General features: G+C 72.0%; 18 protein-coding genes and 2 pseudogenes. 15 read left to right on the plus strand and 5 right to left on the minus strand.

Features of this window, described 5'->3' with window-relative positions:
• A partial coding sequence (locus FHR36_RS32740; protein ID WP_308199705.1) for a putative PEP-binding protein occupies positions 1-449 on the minus strand: 449 nt, incomplete at its 3' end.
• A gap of 43 nt (positions 450-492) precedes the next feature.
• On the opposite strand from FHR36_RS32740, the pseudogene FHR36_RS32745 reads away from it, so the two are divergent.
• From FHR36_RS32745 to FHR36_RS32780, 8 genes and pseudogenes are all read left to right on the plus strand, one after another.
• Positions 493-1,013 (plus strand): annotated as a pseudogene (locus tag FHR36_RS32745) (LuxR C-terminal-related transcriptional regulator); the annotation flags it as partial.
• Between the two features lie 112 nt (positions 1,014-1,125).
• Positions 1,126-1,425 (plus strand): SHOCT domain-containing protein, encoded by a 300-nt coding sequence (locus FHR36_RS32750; protein ID WP_253803272.1) that lies wholly within the window; start codon positions 1,126-1,128, stop codon positions 1,423-1,425.
• Positions 1,422-1,769: a hypothetical protein gene (locus FHR36_RS32755; RefSeq protein ID WP_253803274.1), complete on the plus strand. Its 348-nt coding sequence runs from the start codon at positions 1,422-1,424 to the stop codon at positions 1,767-1,769. Before FHR36_RS32750 ends, FHR36_RS32755 begins: the two co-directional genes overlap by 4 nt.
• Positions 1,770-2,458: 689 nt before the next feature.
• Positions 2,459-2,614, plus strand: coding sequence for a hypothetical protein (locus tag FHR36_RS32760; RefSeq protein ID WP_253803276.1), 156 nt, complete (start codon positions 2,459-2,461; stop codon positions 2,612-2,614).
• A gap of 33 nt (positions 2,615-2,647) precedes the next feature.
• Positions 2,648-3,349, plus strand: a complete 702-nt coding sequence (locus FHR36_RS32765) for a helix-turn-helix domain-containing protein (protein ID WP_253803278.1) — start codon at positions 2,648-2,650, stop codon at positions 3,347-3,349.
• 60 nt (positions 3,350-3,409) lie between these two features.
• Complete coding sequence (locus FHR36_RS32770; protein ID WP_253803280.1) at positions 3,410-4,444, plus strand: zinc-dependent alcohol dehydrogenase family protein; 1,035 nt, start codon at positions 3,410-3,412, stop codon at positions 4,442-4,444.
• Between the two features lie 418 nt (positions 4,445-4,862).
• Positions 4,863-5,651 carry a hypothetical protein gene (locus FHR36_RS32775; protein WP_253803282.1) on the plus strand — a complete coding sequence of 263 codons (789 nt, stop codon included), beginning with the start codon at positions 4,863-4,865 and terminating at the stop codon, positions 5,649-5,651.
• Positions 5,652-5,738: 87 nt separating this feature from the next.
• Entirely contained in the window at positions 5,739-6,236 is a 498-nt protein-coding gene (locus FHR36_RS32780) for a sigma-70 family RNA polymerase sigma factor (RefSeq protein ID WP_253803284.1), read from the plus strand.
• A 96-nt stretch (positions 6,237-6,332) separates the two neighbouring features.
• On the opposite strand, the pseudogene FHR36_RS32785 reads toward FHR36_RS32780, so the two are convergent.
• Positions 6,333-8,008: pseudogene (locus FHR36_RS32785) on the minus strand (DUF885 domain-containing protein).
• 622 nt (positions 8,009-8,630) lie between these two features.
• Here FHR36_RS32785 and FHR36_RS32790 point away from each other — a divergent pair.
• Positions 8,631-11,138: a pullulanase X25 domain-containing protein gene (locus tag FHR36_RS32790; RefSeq protein ID WP_253803286.1), complete on the plus strand. Its 2,508-nt coding sequence runs from the start codon at positions 8,631-8,633 to the stop codon at positions 11,136-11,138.
• Between the two features lie 100 nt (positions 11,139-11,238).
• Here FHR36_RS32790 and FHR36_RS32795 read toward each other — a convergent pair whose 3' ends face one another.
• From FHR36_RS32795 to FHR36_RS32805, 3 genes are all read right to left on the minus strand, one after another.
• Positions 11,239-11,955, minus strand: coding sequence for a CBS domain-containing protein (locus FHR36_RS32795; protein WP_253803288.1), 717 nt, complete (start codon positions 11,953-11,955; stop codon positions 11,239-11,241).
• A 58-nt stretch (positions 11,956-12,013) separates the two neighbouring features.
• Positions 12,014-12,295 carry a dsRBD fold-containing protein gene (locus tag FHR36_RS32800; RefSeq protein ID WP_253803290.1) on the minus strand — a complete coding sequence of 94 codons (282 nt, stop codon included), beginning with the start codon at positions 12,293-12,295 and terminating at the stop codon, positions 12,014-12,016.
• 149 nt (positions 12,296-12,444) lie between these two features.
• Positions 12,445-13,293, minus strand: a complete 849-nt coding sequence (locus FHR36_RS32805) for a universal stress protein (RefSeq protein ID WP_253803292.1) — start codon at positions 13,291-13,293, stop codon at positions 12,445-12,447.
• A 248-nt stretch (positions 13,294-13,541) separates the two neighbouring features.
• Here FHR36_RS32805 and FHR36_RS32810 point away from each other — a divergent pair, with 248 nt between their 5' ends.
• The 6 genes from FHR36_RS32810 (at position 13,542) to FHR36_RS32835 (ending at position 18,802) form a co-directional block, all read left to right on the plus strand.
• Positions 13,542-14,063 (plus strand): hydrogenase maturation protease, encoded by a 522-nt coding sequence (locus tag FHR36_RS32810; RefSeq protein ID WP_253803294.1) that lies wholly within the window; start codon positions 13,542-13,544, stop codon positions 14,061-14,063.
• Between the two features lie 175 nt (positions 14,064-14,238).
• A complete protein-coding gene (locus tag FHR36_RS32815) occupies positions 14,239-15,393 on the plus strand; it encodes a 4Fe-4S dicluster domain-containing protein (protein ID WP_253803296.1) in 1,155 nt (384 codons plus the stop codon).
• On the plus strand, positions 15,390-15,854 hold the full coding sequence (locus tag FHR36_RS32820) for a Crp/Fnr family transcriptional regulator (RefSeq protein ID WP_253803297.1): 465 nt from the start codon (positions 15,390-15,392) through the stop codon (positions 15,852-15,854). Before FHR36_RS32815 ends, FHR36_RS32820 begins: the two co-directional genes overlap by 4 nt.
• Complete coding sequence (locus tag FHR36_RS32825; RefSeq protein WP_253803299.1) at positions 15,851-16,678, plus strand: FAD/NAD(P)-binding protein; 828 nt, start codon at positions 15,851-15,853, stop codon at positions 16,676-16,678. The genes FHR36_RS32820 and FHR36_RS32825 overlap by 4 nt, the downstream gene beginning before the upstream one ends.
• A 1-nt stretch (position 16,679) precedes the next feature.
• The gene (locus FHR36_RS32830) at positions 16,680-17,462 is read left to right on the plus strand and encodes an NADH-quinone oxidoreductase subunit B family protein (RefSeq protein ID WP_253803302.1); all 783 of its coding nucleotides are present in this window, start codon (positions 16,680-16,682) and stop codon (positions 17,460-17,462) included.
• Positions 17,459-18,802 (plus strand): Ni/Fe hydrogenase subunit alpha, encoded by a 1,344-nt coding sequence (locus FHR36_RS32835; RefSeq protein WP_253803304.1) that lies wholly within the window; start codon positions 17,459-17,461, stop codon positions 18,800-18,802. The genes FHR36_RS32830 and FHR36_RS32835 overlap by 4 nt, the downstream gene beginning before the upstream one ends.
• Positions 18,803-18,944 lie beyond the last annotated feature (142 nt).

The raw sequence follows: 18,944 nt of genomic DNA on the forward strand, positions 1-18,944 counted from the left end.
TGGCCGCACAGACCGACGTGGCGCCCGGCCGCGTGGGCGGTGGCGATCAGGCTCTCGATGGATCGGGTGACAGCGGGGTTGTGCTCATCGAAGAGGTGGGCGAGCAGCTCGGAGTCGCGGTCCACCCCGAGGGTCAGCTGGGTGAGGTCGTTGCTACCGATCGAGAAGCCGTCGAAGCGTTCGGCGAACTGCTCGGCGAGCAGGATGTTGGCGGGGATCTCGGCCATGACGTAGACGTGCAACCCCCTGTGCCCGCGCGTCAGGCCGTTCTCGGACATCACCGCGAGTACGCGGTCCGCCTCCTGCGGTGTGCGGCAGAACGGAATCATCACCACCAGGTTGGTGAGGCCCATGTCGTCGCGTACTCTGCGCAGCGCCCGGCACTCCAGGGCGAAGCCCTCCCGGTAGCGCTCGTCGTAGTACCGGCTCGCGCCGCGCCGGCCGAGCATGCCCCGGGAGTCCGAGCGGCCGTCCTGGTCTTCCTGCTCGACACGGCCGCAGGCCGCGGTCCTGGACGTACGGCTGCCCGACGGCGACGGGGTGACCGTCTGCCGCGAGCTGCGCGACCGGATGCCCGAGCTGGTCTGTTTGATGCTCACCTCCTTCGACGATGACGACGCTCTGCTGGGCGCGATCATGGCGGGGCGGCCGGCTACGTGCTCAAGCAGGTCAAGGGCGCGGACCTGGTGAGCGCGGTACGAACGGTGGCCTCGGGCCAGTCGATGCTCGACCCGGCCACCACCCGCAAGCTCATGGAAAGCCTGCGCCACCACGACGAGAGCGACACCGGCGCCGTGCTCGCCCGGCTGACGCCGCGCGAACGCGAGATCCTCGTCCTGGTCGGCGAGGGCAGGACCAACCGGGAGATCGGCAAGGAGCTGTACCTCGCCAAGAAGACCGTGAAGAACCACGTTTCCCGCCTGCTCGCCAAGCTCGGCGTCGAACGCCGTCTCCAGGCCGCCGTGATCGCCGCCCACCCCGACAGTGACCAGCATCCTGGCCGTCCGCATTGAGACCGTCCAGCCCAGCAGGTTGAGCCGATCGGCCCAAGCGCCGAGGACGCGCCGGGGCGGACCGTGGTGGTGAGGGGCAGCTGCCCGCACGAGCACGGCCGAGGAGCCGGCGATGATGTACTGGAACGACCACGGCATGAACGGTTGGGGCCTCGGCTTGATGACCTTCAGCATGCTGCTCTTCCTGGGGCTGATCATCTTCGGCGTCGTCCTCCTGGTCCGCCACCTCGACGGTAGCCCGCAGCAACACCCCAGCGGTCGGCCCACACCTCCGCCGCCGGAGCGGCCGGCTCCCGAGCAGCTACTCGCCGAGCGCCTGGCCCGGGGCGAGATCGACGCCGATGACTACCACCAGCGTCTGGAAGCCCTGCGTACGGGCGCGGGTCGACCGCCGGCAGGGAGGCCGTCATGACCACCATCGCGCTGGAGAAACTCGTCTCCGCCGCAGTCGCCGCGCCCTCCATCCACACCAGCCAGCCCTGGCACTTCCGCCTGCGCCCCGAGACCTCCATGCTCGAGGTACGCGCCCTGCGGGAGCGCTCGGTTCCGGTCACCGACCCGCAAGGCCGGGCCCTGCACGTCTCCGTCGGTGCCGCCGTGCTCAACCTGCGCGTCGCAGCTCGCCACCCGGGCTGGGCACCCGAGGTACGGCTGCTGCCTGACCCCGCCGAACCGGATCTGCTGGCCGCCGTCGAGCTGGACCAGCCCTCGCTGGCCACGCTCCCGGCCAATGCCGAGCTCTTCGAAGCGATCTGACACCGGCACACCGTTCGCACGACCTTCACCGGACCGCCCGTCCCCGCAGCCGTCCTCGAACGGCCGGCCGAGGCCGCCCAGGCGGAGGACGAGACGCTCTACCTGCCCGATTCCGAGGAGCGGGCCAGGCTGCTGGCTCACGGCCGAGGCCGAGCGCAGCAACACCACCGACCCGGAGCACCGGCCTGAGAGCCGCAGCTGGCTTCAGGGGCCAGGGGCGCCCGCGTACGGCATCCCGTCCGCCGCCCTCGGGCCGCAGGACCGTGCCGGGCAGCTCCCGATGCGGGACTTCTCGGCGATCCGGCCGGCTGAGCACCTGCCGCCCGCCGTGTTCGAGGCCGAGCCGTGCATTGCGGTGCTCGCCACCGAGCACGATCGGCCGGTGGACTGGCTGCGCGCCGGGCCGGCATTGGAACACGTGCTGCTGGTGGCGACCGTGCACGAGGTCCGCGCCTCGCTGCTGCACCAGGCCATGGAGTGGCCCTACCTGCGCTGGGCCGCCCGGGACGCGGAACAGGTGCTGGGACAGGTCCAGCAGGTCGTCGAGGCGCAGCTGCGGCAGCGGGGTCGGACTCTCCGGTGCGCCGCCCACGGGTCCCTCCGGGTCTCGACGGATACCACTACCCAGACTACGCACCGGACCCGCGCCGCAGCCTCCGTGGCTGGCCAGCCCGGGTCGGACGGGCCCGATGGTGGGTCCGACCGTCGTCCCATGGCGTTCTCGCGCTCGCGGGCGAACGCTGGAGGGGTACCGCTTCGGACTCGACGAGATGCAGGACGCCTACGACGTCTTCGCGGACACCGAAGCCGGCGGTGCCCTGAAGGTCGCGCTCTTCCGCACCTGAACAGGCCTCAGCCAGGGGCGAGGAGGAACCACCGTGAACAGCCCAGCCGACCCCACCGCACATGCCGTACCCCCGCCGGACCCCGCTGACATCGCCCGACGCATCGCCGAGCGGCAGGGCCGGCTCGAACTCACCGAGGAAGCACTCGCCCGACGCGCCGGCATGGCTCCCACCTACCTACGGCTCCTGCTGACGGCACGGACCGACTTCGACCCCGCGAGCCTCCTGCGCATCGCCGCCGCGTTGGACCTCACGTACGAGGAACTGCGCGAGGGCCGAAGCGACCCGCCGCCCGGGCAAGGACCGGCACCGGCACGCCCCGCGCTCGTCCACCTCACCACCCCCGAATGCTGGGACAGGCTCGGACCGAGGGGAGTCGGCCGTATCGCACTGTCGACCGGCCCGGGCCCGACCGTCCTCCCGGTCAACTACACCGCCGACGCCGGAACCATCGTCTACCGCACCGATCCCAACGGCGCCGCGGCGCCCATGCGGGGGACGACAGTGTCCTTCCAGGTCGACCACGTCGACGACCACCTGAGCACGGGCTGGAGCGTCCTCATCACCGGGACCGCCGAGCACATCGACGACGTCGAGGCCATCCAGCGACTCGAGACCGCGTACCGGACGGAACCGTGGGCCGGCGGAAACCGACCGCTGTGGGTGCGCATCCAGCCGGACACGATCAGCGGTCGCCGCATCGGCACCATCGGCCCGGACAGCCACCTGCACTGATCCGGCGGTTCCCCGAGCCATCCCCACCCACGCGCGGCAGCCCAGGAAGGACGCACGGAGATGTCCGCCCCTGCCCGCCCCACACCAGCCACCACCACCGCCTGGATCGTCGACCACACCGCGCCTGCCGCCGAGAATCCACTGCGGCTGGTGGAACGTCCGCTGGCTGCGACCGGTGCACGTGACCTGCTCGTCGAGGTCGCAGCCTGCGGTGTCTGCCGCACAGACCTCCACCTGGCCGAGGGCGACCTCGCCCCGCACCTGCCGCACTGCACCTCTGGCCACGAGATTGTCGGACGGGTCATGCGGATCGGGAACGAGGTCAGCGGCTTCGAGCCCGGCGACCGAGTCGGCGCCGCCTGGCTCGCAGGCACCTGCGGCGAGTGCCGGTACTGCCGCTCCGAACAGGAGAACCTCTGCCCCCGCTCGACCTACACCGGGTGGGACCGCCACGGCGGATACGCCCGGCACACCGTCGTCGACGCCCGATTCGCGTACCACCTCCCAGAGGGGCTGCCAGCCGAGGAGCTCGCCCCGCTGCTGTGTGCCGGCATCATCGGCTACCGGGCTCTGGAGCGTGCCCAACTGCCGCCCGGCGGCCGCCTGGGCATCTACGGCTTCGGCGCCTCCGCCCACCTCACTGCCCAGCTCGCACTGTCGCGCGGTGCCACCGTCCACGTCCTCACCCGAGCGGAGGCAGCCCGTCGGCTCGCCCTCGACCTCGGTGCGGCCTCCGCCCGTGGCGCGTACGACGCACCGCCGGAGCCGCTCGACTCCGCGATCCTCTTCGCTCCGGTCGGCGACCTCGTCCCCGTCGCGCTGGCTGCGCTCGACCGAGGCGGAACCCTCGCAGTGGCCGGCATCCACCTCACCGACATCCCCGCCCTGAACTACCGGCAACACCTCTTCCAGGAACGGACCCTGCGCAGCGTCACCGCCAACACCCGCGCGGACGGCCTCGCCTACCTCGCCGAGGCCACCCGCCGTCGACCCACCGTTCATGTCCAGTCCTACCCCGTGGAGCAGGCACCTGAGGCCCTCGCCGACCTGGCCGCCGACCGAATCACCGGTGTTGCCGTCCTGATGGCCGATTGAGTCCTGCCCCCTTCTTGCGTATCTGCGCCCGAAAAGGCAGGTGCTTCCGCAGGTCGGGCCGTGCTCCAGGCTCACCTACGAAGAGCACGTAGCGTCACGGGGCGGCCGTTGTCGGGCAGCGACGGAGGACCTTCGATCTCCGCAGCGACCCGGAAGAAGGCTCAGGCGGCGACCGGCTCCTTCCGTAGGTCCCCGGGGAAGAGAAAGCTGAGGGAGAACCGGACGCCTGCGACTACGCCGAAGCCCTGGTTCACCCCGAGGTCCCGGCCCACCGCGGCGTACCCAGCGGGCACTCCTGCCCTTTGGCCAGACCCGTCATGTCACCGAACACCGGCCTCATCCGTGTAGGGATTCAGAGCCGCGTTCGAGCGGGTCCGCATGGCCGGCGTGCGAATCGACAACAGAGGACACATCAGAGATGAAGGACTTCCGCTCAGAACTGAGTGACGAACTGACGGCACTCAACCCCCCTCCGCTGGGCGACATCGTCGGATCGGCCATGCGCAGCGGCCGACGGACCCGCCGTGGCCGCGCGATCGGCGCGGTGACCGGCTCGGTCGTCGCGCTCACAGGGATCGCGGTCCTGCTCGGCGGCCCGCTCGGTGTCGCCGGGCGGACGCCGAACCAGGTCGGCGTGGCGGCTGCGACGGCTTCGTCGCCGGTCGCGCTGGCCGCCGGTGCCAACCCCACTCCCACGGCCGGCCTGGTTCCCACCACCGGCGCCGCGCTGCTCTCCAGCCTGCTGCGTGTGCTGCCGCAGGACGCCCAGACCAGCGGCTACGCCGGCGAGACCGCCTGGGTCGCCGGGTCCAACGAGACCGTCGCCCAGGTGTACCTGACCACCCCCGCCGGTACAGGGATGATCCGGGTCTTCCTCGGCTCCGCCAACCCCGCGATGCCCTGCTCGGCGGAGAACTCATGCGTCCGCGATCAGCGGGGACAGCAGGTGAGGGTCATCCACCACAAGGACAACTGCATCCAGAACACCGTTGTGTCGGTGCTGCACGCCGACGGCACCGAGGTGATGCTCGACATGGCCAGCTGCCTCGCCTGGGACGGCAAGGGCAACAAGCCGGGCATCCTGGCCCTCACCGAGGAGCAGGCGATCGCCGTGGCCGGTGACCCGGCGATCGGCAAGCTCATGACCCAGGCCGCCGGTGAAGCCGCCGCCGCTCAGTTCCCGTCCCTACCCCGCCTGACCAGCTGACGGTTCCACCTGTCGCGGCCCCGGTGCGCCGGGGCCGCGACACCGCTCCACCCACAGACACGGCTGCACCAGAACGGGGTCACCGCAGTGCGCAAGGACGAAGAGTTCATAAGTTTCGCCGAGGGGTGCACGGTACGGCTGCGCCAGATCGCCTTTCTGATGTGCCGGGACTGGCACCTGGCCCAAGACCTCACCCAGACCACCCTCACCAAGGTCTACATCGCCTGGCCCCGCCTCACCCGCCGGGACACCGACCCCTTCTTCTACGCCCGCAAGGTGCTGCTCAACACCCTGCTCGACCACAAACGCCGGCCCAGCACCAGTGAGCTGGCCACCGACCAACTGCCGGAGCACCCCGACTCCCCGGACCTCACCGCCGCCCGGCTGACCCTGCTGGGAGCACTCGCCCTGCTCTCCCCCCGCGACCGGGCGATCGTGCTGCTGCGCCACTGGGAAGACCACAGCGTGGAGACCACCGCCGAGATCGTCGGCGTCAGCACGTCCGTGGTCAAGACCCAGACCGCCCGCGGCCTCGCCATCCTGCGCGCCCACCTCGGCGAGGAGCGCATGGCACTCTTCTCCTGAACTCCGGTGTGCACCAGGCTCGACCAGAGCAGGACCGCGAGCGGGCCCCGCTCTGTAGGTTGTCATCCCGGCCGAGCGGGGCCTGTCCCTACCGGTTTACAGGGTGGAGAGCTGGTCGACCAGGTCGTCGAGACCGAGCGAGCCCTGGGAGAGCGCCTTCATGTGCCAGGTCTTCAGGTCGAACGTGCCGCCTTGTCGGCGGCGGGCGGCTTCGCGCCCCCGCAGCCAGGCGCGCTCACCGAGCTTGTAGCCGATGGCCTGACCTGGCCAGCCGAGGTAACGGACGATCTCGCTGCTGCGCAGTTCGGCCGGGCTGCCGGTGTACGTGGCCATGAACTCCGTGGCGAGCTGCGGGGTCCAGCGCTCGCCGGGACGGAAGCCCGCATCGGCGGGGATGGCCAGGCCCACATGCATGCCGATGTCGATGATCACCCGGATGGTGCGCAGCATCTGCTCGTCGAGGAAGCCGAGGCGGTGGGCGGGGTCGGAGAGGAAGCCCAGCTCGTCCATGAGTCGTTCGGCGTACAGGGCCCAGCCTTCGATGTTGGCACTGACAATGCCCAGCGTGGTCTGGTAGCGGCTGAGTCGGTCGGCGAGGGCGACCCACCGGGAGAGTTGAAGGTGGTGGCCGGGGACGCCCTCGTGGTACCAGGTGGTGACGAGCTGCCAGGTCGGGAAGGTGTCCCGGCCGAGGGCCGGCAGGTAGGTGCGTCCCGGGCGGCTGAAGTCCAGGCTGGGGCCGGAGTAGTAAGGTGCTGCGGCGCTGCCGGTCGGCGCGATCCGGGACTCCACCCGGCGCTGGGGGCCGGAGATGTCGAAGTGGGTGCCGTCGAGGGCTGTGATCGCCTGGTCCATGAGCTGTTGCAGCCAGTCGCGGATCGCTTCCTCGCCCTTGACCGCGTGACCGTGCCGCTCCAGGTGGTGCATGGCGCCCTGGACTCCCGCGCCGGGCAGCACGCGTTCAGCCTCGGTGCGCATCTCGGCCGCCGTCTGGTGGAACTCGCTCCAGGCCCATGTGTAGGCCTCGTCGAGGTCGAGATCGGCGCCCGTGTGGTAGCGCACGGCGAGCCGGTAGCGCTCCCGCCCCACGGCGTCCGGGGTGTTGGCGGTGGCCGGGGCATAGGCGTCGCGCAGCCAGTCGCGGAACCCGGCGACGGCGACGGTGGCCTTGAGGGCGGCGGCGCCGAGTTCGCCGCGCAGCCGCTCGGGGCCCGGGGCAACGAAGTCGGTGAACCACCCCGCGCTGTCGCTGCCCTCGCCGGTCCAGGCGGTGAGCTGGTCGATGACCGCGGCTGCCTGGCGGGGCGCGGCGAGCAGGCCCCGGGAGATCCCCTCGGTGAGTGTCGCGCGGTACCCGTTGAGCGCGGCCGGCAGGTTCCGCAGTCGCCCGGCCACCGCTGCCCAGTCGTCGTCGGTGGCGGCCGGCATGAAGGTGAAGATGTCCCGCACGTGGTGGACGTGCGCGCCGATGTTGCGCAGCTGGCGGAAGTTCTCGCCGGTGTCGTGCATGGCGAGCTCGGCGGTGACGCGCTCCCGGAGCAGCCGGGCGCAGGCCCGGTCGGTGGGGTCATCGGTGGCGGGGGCGGCGTCGAGCACGGCGAGTGTACGTCGGGCGACATCGGCGAGCGCCTCGAAACCTTCCGGGGAGAGGTCCGGCTGCCGGTCGTCGCCCGGGTGCAGGCCCAGCCAGCGGCTTCCAGTGGGTCGAGTGCAGCCACCTGGTCGAGGTGACGGTCGGCGATGGTGCGGGGGGTGATCGTTTCATCTGCCATGCCGTCATCCTGGCGCACCCTCAGGATGACCTGACGAGCGGTAGGCGCCGGGCGCGCGCATCCCGGGTCGGGCGACAGTCTGGGATGCGACGGAAGGCGGAACGAGTGGTGAAGCCGGGCTGCTTGCCCCGTCTTGGGTGCCCTGCTGAGGATTCCGCAGGCCGCCTGGGTGTGGTGAAGACAGGGTGTGGTGGCGGCCGTGGCCAATGAACCTGAGGGCATGGCGCCGGCCGGGCCGAGGGTGGGTTGCCATTGCGCTGTGCAGGCGTCCCGGTACTGGCTGTTGATCGACGTGTGCGAACCGCGCGAGAGCCCTTTACGCGCCCTCGGCGTGGCGATACCTTGCGGAAACATCCTGCAAGTTCTTGCATCAGTCGGTGTGGCCGTCCAGGTGTTCACGGCCGCTTCCCCCCACCCAGATGTTCGGGAGCCGCCGCCTGAGCTCCTGCCCAGCTCCCGCTCCCCACCTCCCACCCCCACCCAGCCGGCGCGGTCGTTGCGGACCGGAGTCGCCCATGCGCGGCTTCCGCACGCCTCGGCGCGCGGCATGCCCAGGAGGCAGCCCCCCATGAGACACAGGCCTCAACCACGTACCGGCCCGCGCAGAGCGCCGATCCTCGCCGTGGCAGCTGCTCTTCTCGGCACCGGCACCGTCGTCGTGTCGGCTTCCCCAGCCGGTGCCGTGCCCACCGCGGTGAGCCTGCCCGCGACCTTCGACAGCGAGATCGGCTGTGCCGCCGACTGGCTGCCCGACTGTACCCAGGCGCAGCTGGCCCAGCGCGCCGACGGTATGTGGGCAGCCAGCCTGAGCCTGCCCGCCGGCACCTACGCCTACAAGGTCGCGATCAACAACGGCTGGACCGAGAACTACGGGGCCGGTGGCGCCCCGGGCGGCGCGAACATCTCCATCACCGTCCCGGCCGGTGGAAAGCTCGTCACGTTCGTCTACGACCCCGTCACCCACGTGGTCACCGACAACTCCATTCAGCAGGTCGTCACCGCCGTCGGTGACTACCAGTCCGAGCTCGGCTGCGGCGCCGACTGGTCCCCCACCTGTGCGGCGACCACGATGCAGGATCCCGACGGCGACGGCGTGTACACCTACACCACCACCGCGATCCCCGTCGGCGCCTGGAACACCAAGGTCGCCATCGGGCAGTCCTGGACTGAGAACTACGGTGCCGGCGGTGCTGCGGGCGGCGTGAACATCGGCTTCACCGTCCCGGCGAACGGGGCGACCACGACGTTCTCGTACAACTCCGTCAGTCACCTGACGACGGTCCAGAGCACCGGCGGCAGCGGCGGGGGGTCCTCACTCAACACGCTCGGCGCGATCTACACCCCCACCGGCACCACCTTCCGCCTCTGGTCGCCCGACAACTCCAATGTCACCGTCACCGTCGGCGGCGCCACCTACCCGCTGAGCCCGACGACCCTCAGCGGCTACTCGAACGTCTACCAGGCGGTGGTCGGCGGTGACCTCAAGGGCCAGACCTACCAGTTCGCCGTCGGCGGCACTGCGGTACGCGACCCCTACGCCCAGATGGCCAACCCCGGCACCACCCAGGGCGTCGTGGTCGACAGCGCCGCGGTCACCCCGACCGGCGGCACCTGGGCACCCCGCCCGGCCCTGGCCAACCGCGAGGACGCGGTCGTGTACGAGCTGAGCGTGCGTGACTTCACCATCGACGCCAGCTCAGGCGTCGACCCGGCCAAGCGCGGCAAGTTCCTCGGCCTGGTGCAGACCGGCACCACGAACAACGGCGCGAAGACCGGCATCGACCACCTCAAGGAACTGGGCGTCAACACCGTCCAGATCATGCCGTCCTTCGACTTCGGCAGCACCGCGCCGAACTGGGGCTACGACCCGGTGAACTACAACGTCCCCGAGGAGCAGTACTCGCAGTACACCCTCCCCGAGGACCGGATCCGGGAATTCAAGGACATGGTCAACGAATTCCACAAGAACGGCATCCGCGTCGTCATGGACGTGGTCTACAACCACACCTTCAGCCAGTCGGTCCTCGGCGGGATCACCGGCAAGTACTACACGCCGACCGACCTGTCGGGAACAGGCAACTCGATCGACGACGGCAACCCCATGGTGAGCCGGATGATCCAGGACTCGCTGGAGCACTGGGTCCGGGACTACAACGTCGACGGGTTCCGCTTCGACCTCATCGGCGTGCACTACTGGAACAACGTGTCCACCTGGGCGAACTACCTCAACACCGCGTACGCCGACCGCAACCTGCTCCTCTACGGCGAGCCGTGGAACGGCGGCGCCGCCGACTCCGCCGAGGCGCAGAAGGTCCGTTACGGCAACGTCCCCGCGCTCGCGCCCGCGCACGTCGGTGTGTTCAACGGCGTCTATAGGGACGCCATTCGAGGCGGAACCGACGACAACGTCATGGCGTACATGGGAGGTTCGGGCAACCCCGGCGCCATCGCCTTCGGCATGCGCGGCTCACCGACCGACCTGAAGAGCACCGCGCCGATCTCCAACCTGTGGACCCCGGCGTTCGCCTACGACCCCGAGCAGACGATGAACTACGCCTCCATCCACGACAACCTCAACCTCTACGACAAGATCACCTACTCCGGCGGCAGCGGCGGAGCCACTGGCACCGCCGGGCGCATCGACCGCTTCGCCGTCGGCACGGTCCTCACCTCCCAGGGCATCCCGGTCATCGCCGAGGGCGACGAGTTCCTCCGCTCCAAGGTCGTGAACGGCGACTACACCACCGCCAAGAACTCCTACAACGCCTCCGACACCGTCAACGCGATCCACTGGGGCGACAAGACCACCAACGCCAACGTCTTCCGCTACTACCGGGACGCGATCGCCCTCCGGAAGTCCGCGCCCGCCCTGCGGCTGACCACCTGGGACGCCGTCCACAACCAGATGACCGCCCAGGTGGACGGTTCCGTCGTCGTCGGGCGCTTCAGCTCCAACCCGGCCGCGCCCACGAGCTACGACACCGTCGTGGTCGACAACCCCACCGGCGCCACCTACAACGTCACGCTGCCTGCGGGCACCTGGACCAAGGTCCTGGACACCAACGGCGCCGTCGTCGCTGGCGACACCGCCTGCGAGGGCCTCGCCGTGACCGTCTTCAAGAAGAGCTGAACCGTACCCGCAGCCGTGGATCCGCGCGGCCGCCGCGAGACACCTTTCGAGGTGCCTCGCGGCGTCCGACGCTCGCCGCGAGACCGTGCGGTCGTCCCCGTCAGCGGTGGTGTGCGGAGTGGGAGCCGATGATGCCGCGGACGGCCGACTGGGCGGCGGTGTCCACGCGGGTGTCGTCGGTCTCGTAGCCGAGCGTCTGGCGGACGGCGACCACCCCGTCCAGTGAACGGCACATCCGCTCGAGGATCGGGACGAGGCTCTTTCGCTCGACGGTGCCGGTCAGCGTGACGACGCCGTCCTCGACCGACACGTCGACCGCGTCCGCCGGCTGCCACAGCGTTTCGAGCAGGATGTCGTGAGTGATCTCCGCGCGGATCGAGGCGTCCTCGCGCAGGAAGGGTCGCAGCACGTCGGCGCGGCTGACGATACCGGTCAGCCGGCCGTCCTGGTCGATGACGGGCAGCCGCTTGAGCTTCCTGCGGTCCATCACCCGGGCGGTCTTCACCAGGCTCCAGTCGGCCCGCGCGGTGACGACCGGACTGGTCATCAGTTCCTCGGCGAGCGCCGGCCCAGCAAGGTACGGCCCGTGCGGGTGGACCCACCGGGCGCTCCGGTGGTCCTCGCCCAGGAGACCGGCCTCCTTGCGGATCAGGTCGGCCTCGGAGACGAGCCCCACCGGGCGGTCCAGCTCGTCGACCACGGGGACGGCGGTGATGCCGCGGCGGTGGAACAGGGCGGCGATCTCCTTGAACGTGGTCTCGGGGTGGGCGACGACGACATCCCGGGTCATCACGTCCCCGACGGTGCAGTGCTGCATGGTGCGACCTCCTTCGGGTGAGGGTTCCCGGGCCCCGCCGACAGCCGCGTTCGCACGGTCAGCTGTGCAGCGGCGGTTCGTTGGCGGCGGCGTCGGTCACGCCGAAGTGGAGGAGCTGGTCGCCGAGATCGACCAAGGCCCGGCCGGCCGCGTACTCGTCGCCGATCTCGGGGACCGGAGGGTCGTGCGGATTGCGGTGGGCTTCGGTGTGGCTCTCCAGCCGGTTGTCCCCGGTGTCGAGGACGGCGTGAACCTTGGTGACGTCGCCCTCTTCGAAGAGATCCACGCGCAGCGTCCACGTTTTCGTGCGCGTCGGTGTGCCCGTCGTCTGCGTGTCCATGGCCTGGTCCGTCCTTCCTGCGGTCGGCCGGCCTCGCGTCCCGGGTGACCTCGGGAGGCCGTGTCTCCAGCCTGCTCCGGGACGTGGCCCGCGGGAATGGGCCGCCCGGCCCCAATGGCGGTGCCGGGCGGGTCGCGGGTGGCGTCCCGTCAGCCGTACGGGACCACCGCGAGCGGGCTGTGGACGTGGTGGACCGCCGCCTCGGTGACCGGTCCCAGGTGGGGTCCGCCGGAACCGGCGCCGCTGCGCCGGCCGACGACCAGAAGGTCCGGCCGGCCCACGGCATCGATCAGCGTCGCCGCGGGGCTGCCGCGCAGCAGGGACGCCACCACCGTCACGTCGGGGTACTTCTCCCGCCAGGGCTCGACCGCGGCGGTGAAGCGCTCCATCGCGTCCGCCGCCATCTCCTCCTCGAGCTCCGCGACCACCGCCGGGGCCAGGTCGCCGCCGCCCGGCGGCCGCCAGGCGTGGACCACCCGCAGCGGCACCGAGCGCAGGGCGGCCGACTCGAACGCGAATGCGATCACCCCGCCGCAATGGTGGTCCAGGTCCAGGCCGAGGACCACCTCGCCGGTGGATCGCGGCGTGTCCCTCGTCGGGCGGACGAGGACGATCGGGCAGGCGGCGCGCTCGAGAACGTGCCGGCCCACCGGTCCGACGAGGAAACCGCGCAAGGTGCTCAGACCCCGGGAGCCCAGCGCCAGCATCGCGGCGTGCTCGCCGGCCTCGACCAGCGCCTGGCCGGCGCTGCCGGTCCACTGGACGGCGGTCACGTCGACGGTCGACAGCTGCGCGCGCAGCTCGGCCTCCTGCCGGCCGAGCCGACTGCGGGACTCGGCCACGGCGTCCGGCTGCCCGAGCATCTCCTCGGCCATCCAGGGCCAGGCAAGCAGGAGCTCCAAGCGCAGACCGCGCAGTTCCGCCTCGCGTACGGCCCACTGCGCGGCGGCGGTGCTTTCGGGTGATCCGTCGTATCCGACGGTGATCGGGGCGGTCACGGCGACCTCCGAGAGGCTCGGACGGGCTGGTCTGCTGTCAGTCTCGTCCGCCCGACGCCGATGCGGCCGGTGCCGGTCGGCCCCGATCGCGGGCTGACCGGCCCTGACCGGGCTCCGGTCGCTCGTGCCGACCGGCTCCTCGCCGCTGTCCGACCGGGCGGACCCGCGCGCCGCCGGGCCGGTGGGGCTCTCTGAGTGCAGGATCGGTGCCACCCGGGCGTCCGGGTCAGCGCCGCTGGGGAGGACGCATGGGTGCCACCGCAGAACGGGCCTCGCCGCCCGACCGCATCGTCGTCATCGGTGTCGGCAACCCGCTGCGGGGCGACGACGGCGTTGGCACCGCCGTGGTGGACGTGCTGGCCGCCGACCCCTGCCCGGTGGCACGCCTCGCGGTCTGCGACGGTGAACCCGCGCGTCTGATCGAGCTGTGGGACGGTGCGGAGCTGGCCGTCGTGCTGGACGCGGTGAGGGTGCCGCCGGAGCGGGCCGGCCGGTTGCACCGGCTGCGGCTCACCGGGAACGGAGCGTCGGCACCCGGGGAGGTGACCGTCGAGCCGACTGCGGCCGGGTCGCACGGGCTCGGCCTCGGCCACGCCCTCGCGCTGGCCACGGTGCTCGGCCGGGTGCCCCGCCGCCTCGTCCTGCTCGCGATCGGGGGAAGCGCCTTCGGGCTCGGACACGGACTCGGCCCGGCCGTCGCCGAGGCCGTCCCGGGAGCCGCGGCGGCGGTCCGCGGGATCGTGGCCCGGCACCGCGCGGGTCGTCGATGACCGTCGGGCGCCGGGCGGTCGACCCGAACACTTCGCCCGTCCGGGGGAGCCGTGGCGTCGGTCCGGCGCGGCGGCGGGCCTCCGCCGCAGCTTTCCGGCGTCGGCGGCACAGGATGGGCGCACGACTCCAGGGCCGGCTGCCCGGTGGCGCCCGTCAGCTGCAGGAGGTAGCACCATGACCAGCGCTCCGGCGGCCACCGCGGTCATCGACCGGGCGGGGCTCGACGCGCTGATCCGCGTGCTCGCCGCGCATGGCCGTACCGTGGTCGGGCCGACCGTGCGCGACGGTGCCATCGTGCTGGCCGAGCTCGCCTCCGGCGAGGAGCTTCCGTACGGCTGGGGCGTCGAGCTGGAGGCCGGCCACTACCGGCTCCGCCCCCGTCCCGACGGCGCGGCCTTCGCCCACAGCGCGGGGCCCAACTCGTGGAAGACGTTCCTGCACCCGCAGCGCGAGCGGCAGTGGAGCGCGGACCGAGCATCCGACGGCGGCACGGCGTTCCGTACCGACCCGCCGCCGACCGTCTCCTACGCCTTCCTCGGCGTGCGCCCCTGCGACCTGAGGGCCATCGCGATGCAGGACCGGGTGCTCACCGGCGGACCGCACGCCGACGGGCGCTACCGGTCCCGGCGTTCCCGGGCGTTCCTGGTCGCCGTCGAGTGCACCGAGCCGGGCGCCACCTGTTTCTGCGTCTCGATGGGGACCGGACCCGCAGCTGGACCGGGCTACGACCTGGCCCTGACCGAGCTGGTCGACGAGGACGGCCACCGGTTCCTGGTCCGGGCGGGCAGCCCGGAGGGCGAGCAGGTGCTGGCCGAGCTGCGCCTCCGCCCGGCCGACCCGGACACCCGGGACGAGGCCGCCCGGGTCGTGCGGGAGGCGGCGGACCGGATGGGCCGCACCATGCCGCCGGTCGACCTGCGGGCCCTGATGCGCGACACCCTGGACGCCGAGCGCTGGGACGACGTCACCGCGCGCTGTCTGACCTGCGGCAACTGCACCATGGTGTGCCCCACCTGCTTCTGCACGACCGCCGAGGACGTCACCGACCTGACCGGTGACCACGCCGAGCGCTGGCGGCGCTGGGAGTCCTGCTTCGACCTGGAGTTCACCCACCTGCCGACCGGACCGGTCCGCTCCTCGCCGCGCAGCCGCTACCGGCAGTGGCTCACCCACAAGATCGGCACCTGGCACGACCGGTTCGGCAGCTCCGGCTGCGTCGGCTGCGGCAGGTGCATCGTCTGGTGCCCGGTCGGCATCGACATCACCGAGGAGGCCCACGCCCTCAACCAGGAGCGTAGGACTGTGGCCGACCGCCAGGAGATGCCGTGACGGCACTGCTCGCCGGGCTGGCCGCCGACCACCGCGATCGGCTGCTCGCTCTCGGCCGAGACGTCGCCTGGGCCGACGGGGCCCGGATCTTCGAGGAGGGTGGGCCGGCCGACCGGTTCTGGCTGGTCCGGAGCGGCCTGGTCGCGCTCGACGTTCACGTGCCGGGCCGTGGCACGCTCGTCGTCGAGACTCTCGGCGAGGGGGAACTCCTCGGCTGGTCCTGGCTGTTCGAGCCGTACCGCTGGCAGCTCGGGGCGGTGGCCCGCGGCGTGGTCGACGCGATCGAGTTCGACGCCGCGGCGGTGCGGGCGGCGATGGACGACGAGCCGGCCTTCGGCCTGGAACTGCTGCGGCTGATCGGGGCGGGGACAATCGGGCCGCGGCTGCACGCGGCCCGCACCCGGCTGCTCGACCTCTACGGCGGTGGGCAGGACACCGCCGGGACCGGTCCCGCGCGGTGACGGGCGCGCCGCCCGCGGCCGCACCGCCCGTCCGCTACCGGGTCACCGCGCGCACGGCCGAAACGGCGGACACGGCCAGCATCGTCCTCGAGCCGGTCACGGACGCACTCCCGCCGTTCGCACCGGGCCAGTTCGCGATGGTCTACGCCTTCGGCGTCGGTGACATCCCGCTCTCGGTCAGTGGGATCGACGGCCACAGGCTGACTCACACCGTCCGTGCGGTCGGCGCGGTCTCACGTGCGCTGCACGGGATGCGCCCGGGGGAGACGGTGGGCGTGCGCGGACCGTTCGGTACCGCGTGGCGGCTGCCCGACACGCCCGGCGCGGACGTGCTGGTGGTCGCCGGGGGCATCGGGCTGGCACCGCTGCGGCCGCTGGTGGAGCGGACCCTCGCCGCACACAGGCGTACCGGCGGGCCGGCCGTGCTGGTCGGCGCCCGTACCCCCGCCGACCTGTTCTTCGCCGCGGACGTCGAACGCTGGCGGACGGCCGGTGCCCGGGTGCTCACCACGGTCGACCGCCCGGATCCGCAGTGGTACGGCGAGGTCGGCGTGGTGACCACCCTGCTAGACCGGGCCGCCGTCGACCCGCCTCGCACCACCGCCTACCTCTGCGGGCCCGAGGTGATGATCCGCGCGGCAGCCCGCGCGGTGGTGCACCGCGGGGTGGCCCCGGACCGGATTCACGTCTCGCTGGAGCGCACCATGCACTGCGGCACCGGACACTGCGGCCACTGCCAACTCGGCCCACTGCTGCTCTGCCGCGACGGCCCGGTGGTCACCTGGAGCCAGGCGGAACAGCTGCTCTCAGTAAGGGAGTTGTGAGATGGACCGGCCACGGCTGGCGGTGTGGAAGTTCGCCTCCTGCGACGGCTGCCAGCTCACCCTGCTCGACTGCGAGGACGAACTCCTCGACCTCGCCGAACGCCTGGAGATCGCCCACTTCCTCGAGGCGGCCACCGCGCCCGCCGCAGGCCCGTACGACCTCTCGCTGGTCGAGGGCTCGATCACCACCGCCCAGGACGCCGAGCGGATCCGACGGGTCCGGGCTGCGTCCCGGTACCTGGTGACCATCGGCGCCTGCGCCACCGCCGGCGGCATCCAGGCGCTGCGCAACAACGCGGACGTGGCCGAGTACCGCGCGGTGGTGTACGCGCGGCCGGAGTACGTCGAGACCCTGGTCACCTCCACCCCGATCAGCGCCCACGTCCCGGTCGACTTCGAGCTGCGTGGTTGCCCGATCGACCGCGGGCAGCTGATCGAGGTGATCACCGCGTACCTGGCGGACCGCACGCCCGACGTGCCGAGGCACAGCGTCTGCTTCGAGTGCAAGCGCCGAGGCACCGTGTGCGTGACCGTCGCGCACGGCACCCCGTGCCTGGGGCCGGTCACCCATGCCGGATGCGGCGCGCTCTGCCCCGCGTACGCGCGCGGCTGCTACGGCTGCTTCGGCCCATCGGACTCGACCAACCTGCCGGCCTTCGTCCCACTGCTGCGCCGCGGGGGGCTCGCCGGGCCGGACGTCGTCCGGGTGCTGCGCACCTTCAACACTGCCGCCCCCGAGTTCGACACCGCCGCCCGGCAGGCCGCCGAGGAGGCGGACCGATGACCGGCGACGGCACGCGCCAGCTGCACCTCGGCCCGCTCGGCCGCGTCGAGGGCGAGGGCTCGCTGCACCTGGTCCTGCGCGACGGCGAACTCGCCGAGGCCAGACTGGCGATCTACGAACCACCCCGGTTCTTCGAGGCCTTCCTGCGCGGCCGAGGCCACACCGAACCGCCCGACCTCACCTCCCGCATCTGCGGCATCTGCCCCGTCGCCTACCAGCTCAGCGCCTGCCGCGCGCTGGAGGACGCCTGCGGGGTGCGCGTCGAGGGCCAACTGGCCGCGCTGCGCCGACTGCTCTACTGCGGCGAGTGGATCGAGAGCCAGGCCCTGCACGTCCACCTGCTGCACGCCCCCGACTTCTTCGGCTGCGACAGCGCCATCGAACTCGCCCGCACCCACCGCGAGGACGTCGCCCGCGGCCTGCGGGTCAAACAGGCCGGCAACGCGATCGTCGAACTCCTCGGCGGCCGCGCCATTCACCCGGTCAACGTCCGGCTCGGCGGCTTCCACCGGGTACCCGCCCCGGCCGAGCTGCGGCCGCTGGCCGAACTCCTGCGCCGGGCGCGGGACGACGCCGAGGAGTCGGTCCACTGGGTGAGCGGCTTCGACTTCCCGGACGCGGTCTGCGACGCCGACCTGTTCGCTCTGGCCGAGCCCGACCACTACGCCGTCGAGTCCGGCACCCCCACCGTGCTGCGCACCGACGGCGACCGGCGCGGCAGCGTCCACGCCTTCCCGCTGGCCGAGTTCGGGACACACGTGGTCGAGCACCAGGTGCCGTACTCGACCGCGCTGCACTCCCGGCTCGACGGCCGCAGGCACCTGACCGGTTCACTGGCCCGGTTCGCGATCAGCGGGCACCGGATGCCGGCCGGACTGCTGGACCTCGCGGTGGCCGGCGGCCTCGGGGACCCCCGCACCGGCGCGGTCTGCCGGAACCCCTACCGTTCCATCGTGATCCGGGCGATCGAGGTGCTGTACGCGGTCGACGAGGCGCTGCGGATCATCGACGAGTACCGGCCGCCCCCGCGCCCGTACATCCCCGTCCCCGCCCGCGCCGCGACCGGCCACGGCGCGACCGAGGCGCCCCGCGGTCTGCTCTACCACCGCTACATGCTCGCCGCCGACGGGACAGTCACCGACGCGGTCCTGGTGCCGCCGACGGCGCAGAACCAGGGCGCGATCGAGGCGGACGTGGCGCGCGCGGTGCGCGCCCGCCTGGCCGTCGGCCCACCCGCCGAGGACGCCGAGCTGGCCACGCTGAGCGAGCGGGCGATCCGCAACCATGATCCGTGCATCTCCTGCTCGGCGCACTTCCTCAGGCTCTCCGTCGAGCGCTGAACCGGCGGGCGTCCGGGACACCGCGAGCCCCCGCGGACCGTCGATGGGACACTGGTGAGGGTGGCCGCCTGCATGGCGTGGTGGAGTGGTGTGCCCGCGCCGCGCGCGGACCGCCCGGGGCGCCGAGAACGACGGGAGCCGA

Origin of the sequence: Kitasatospora cinereorecta (assembly GCF_024172095.1) — a bacterium.
Classification (GTDB): Bacteria; Actinomycetota; Actinomycetes; order Streptomycetales; family Streptomycetaceae; genus Kitasatospora; species Kitasatospora cinereorecta.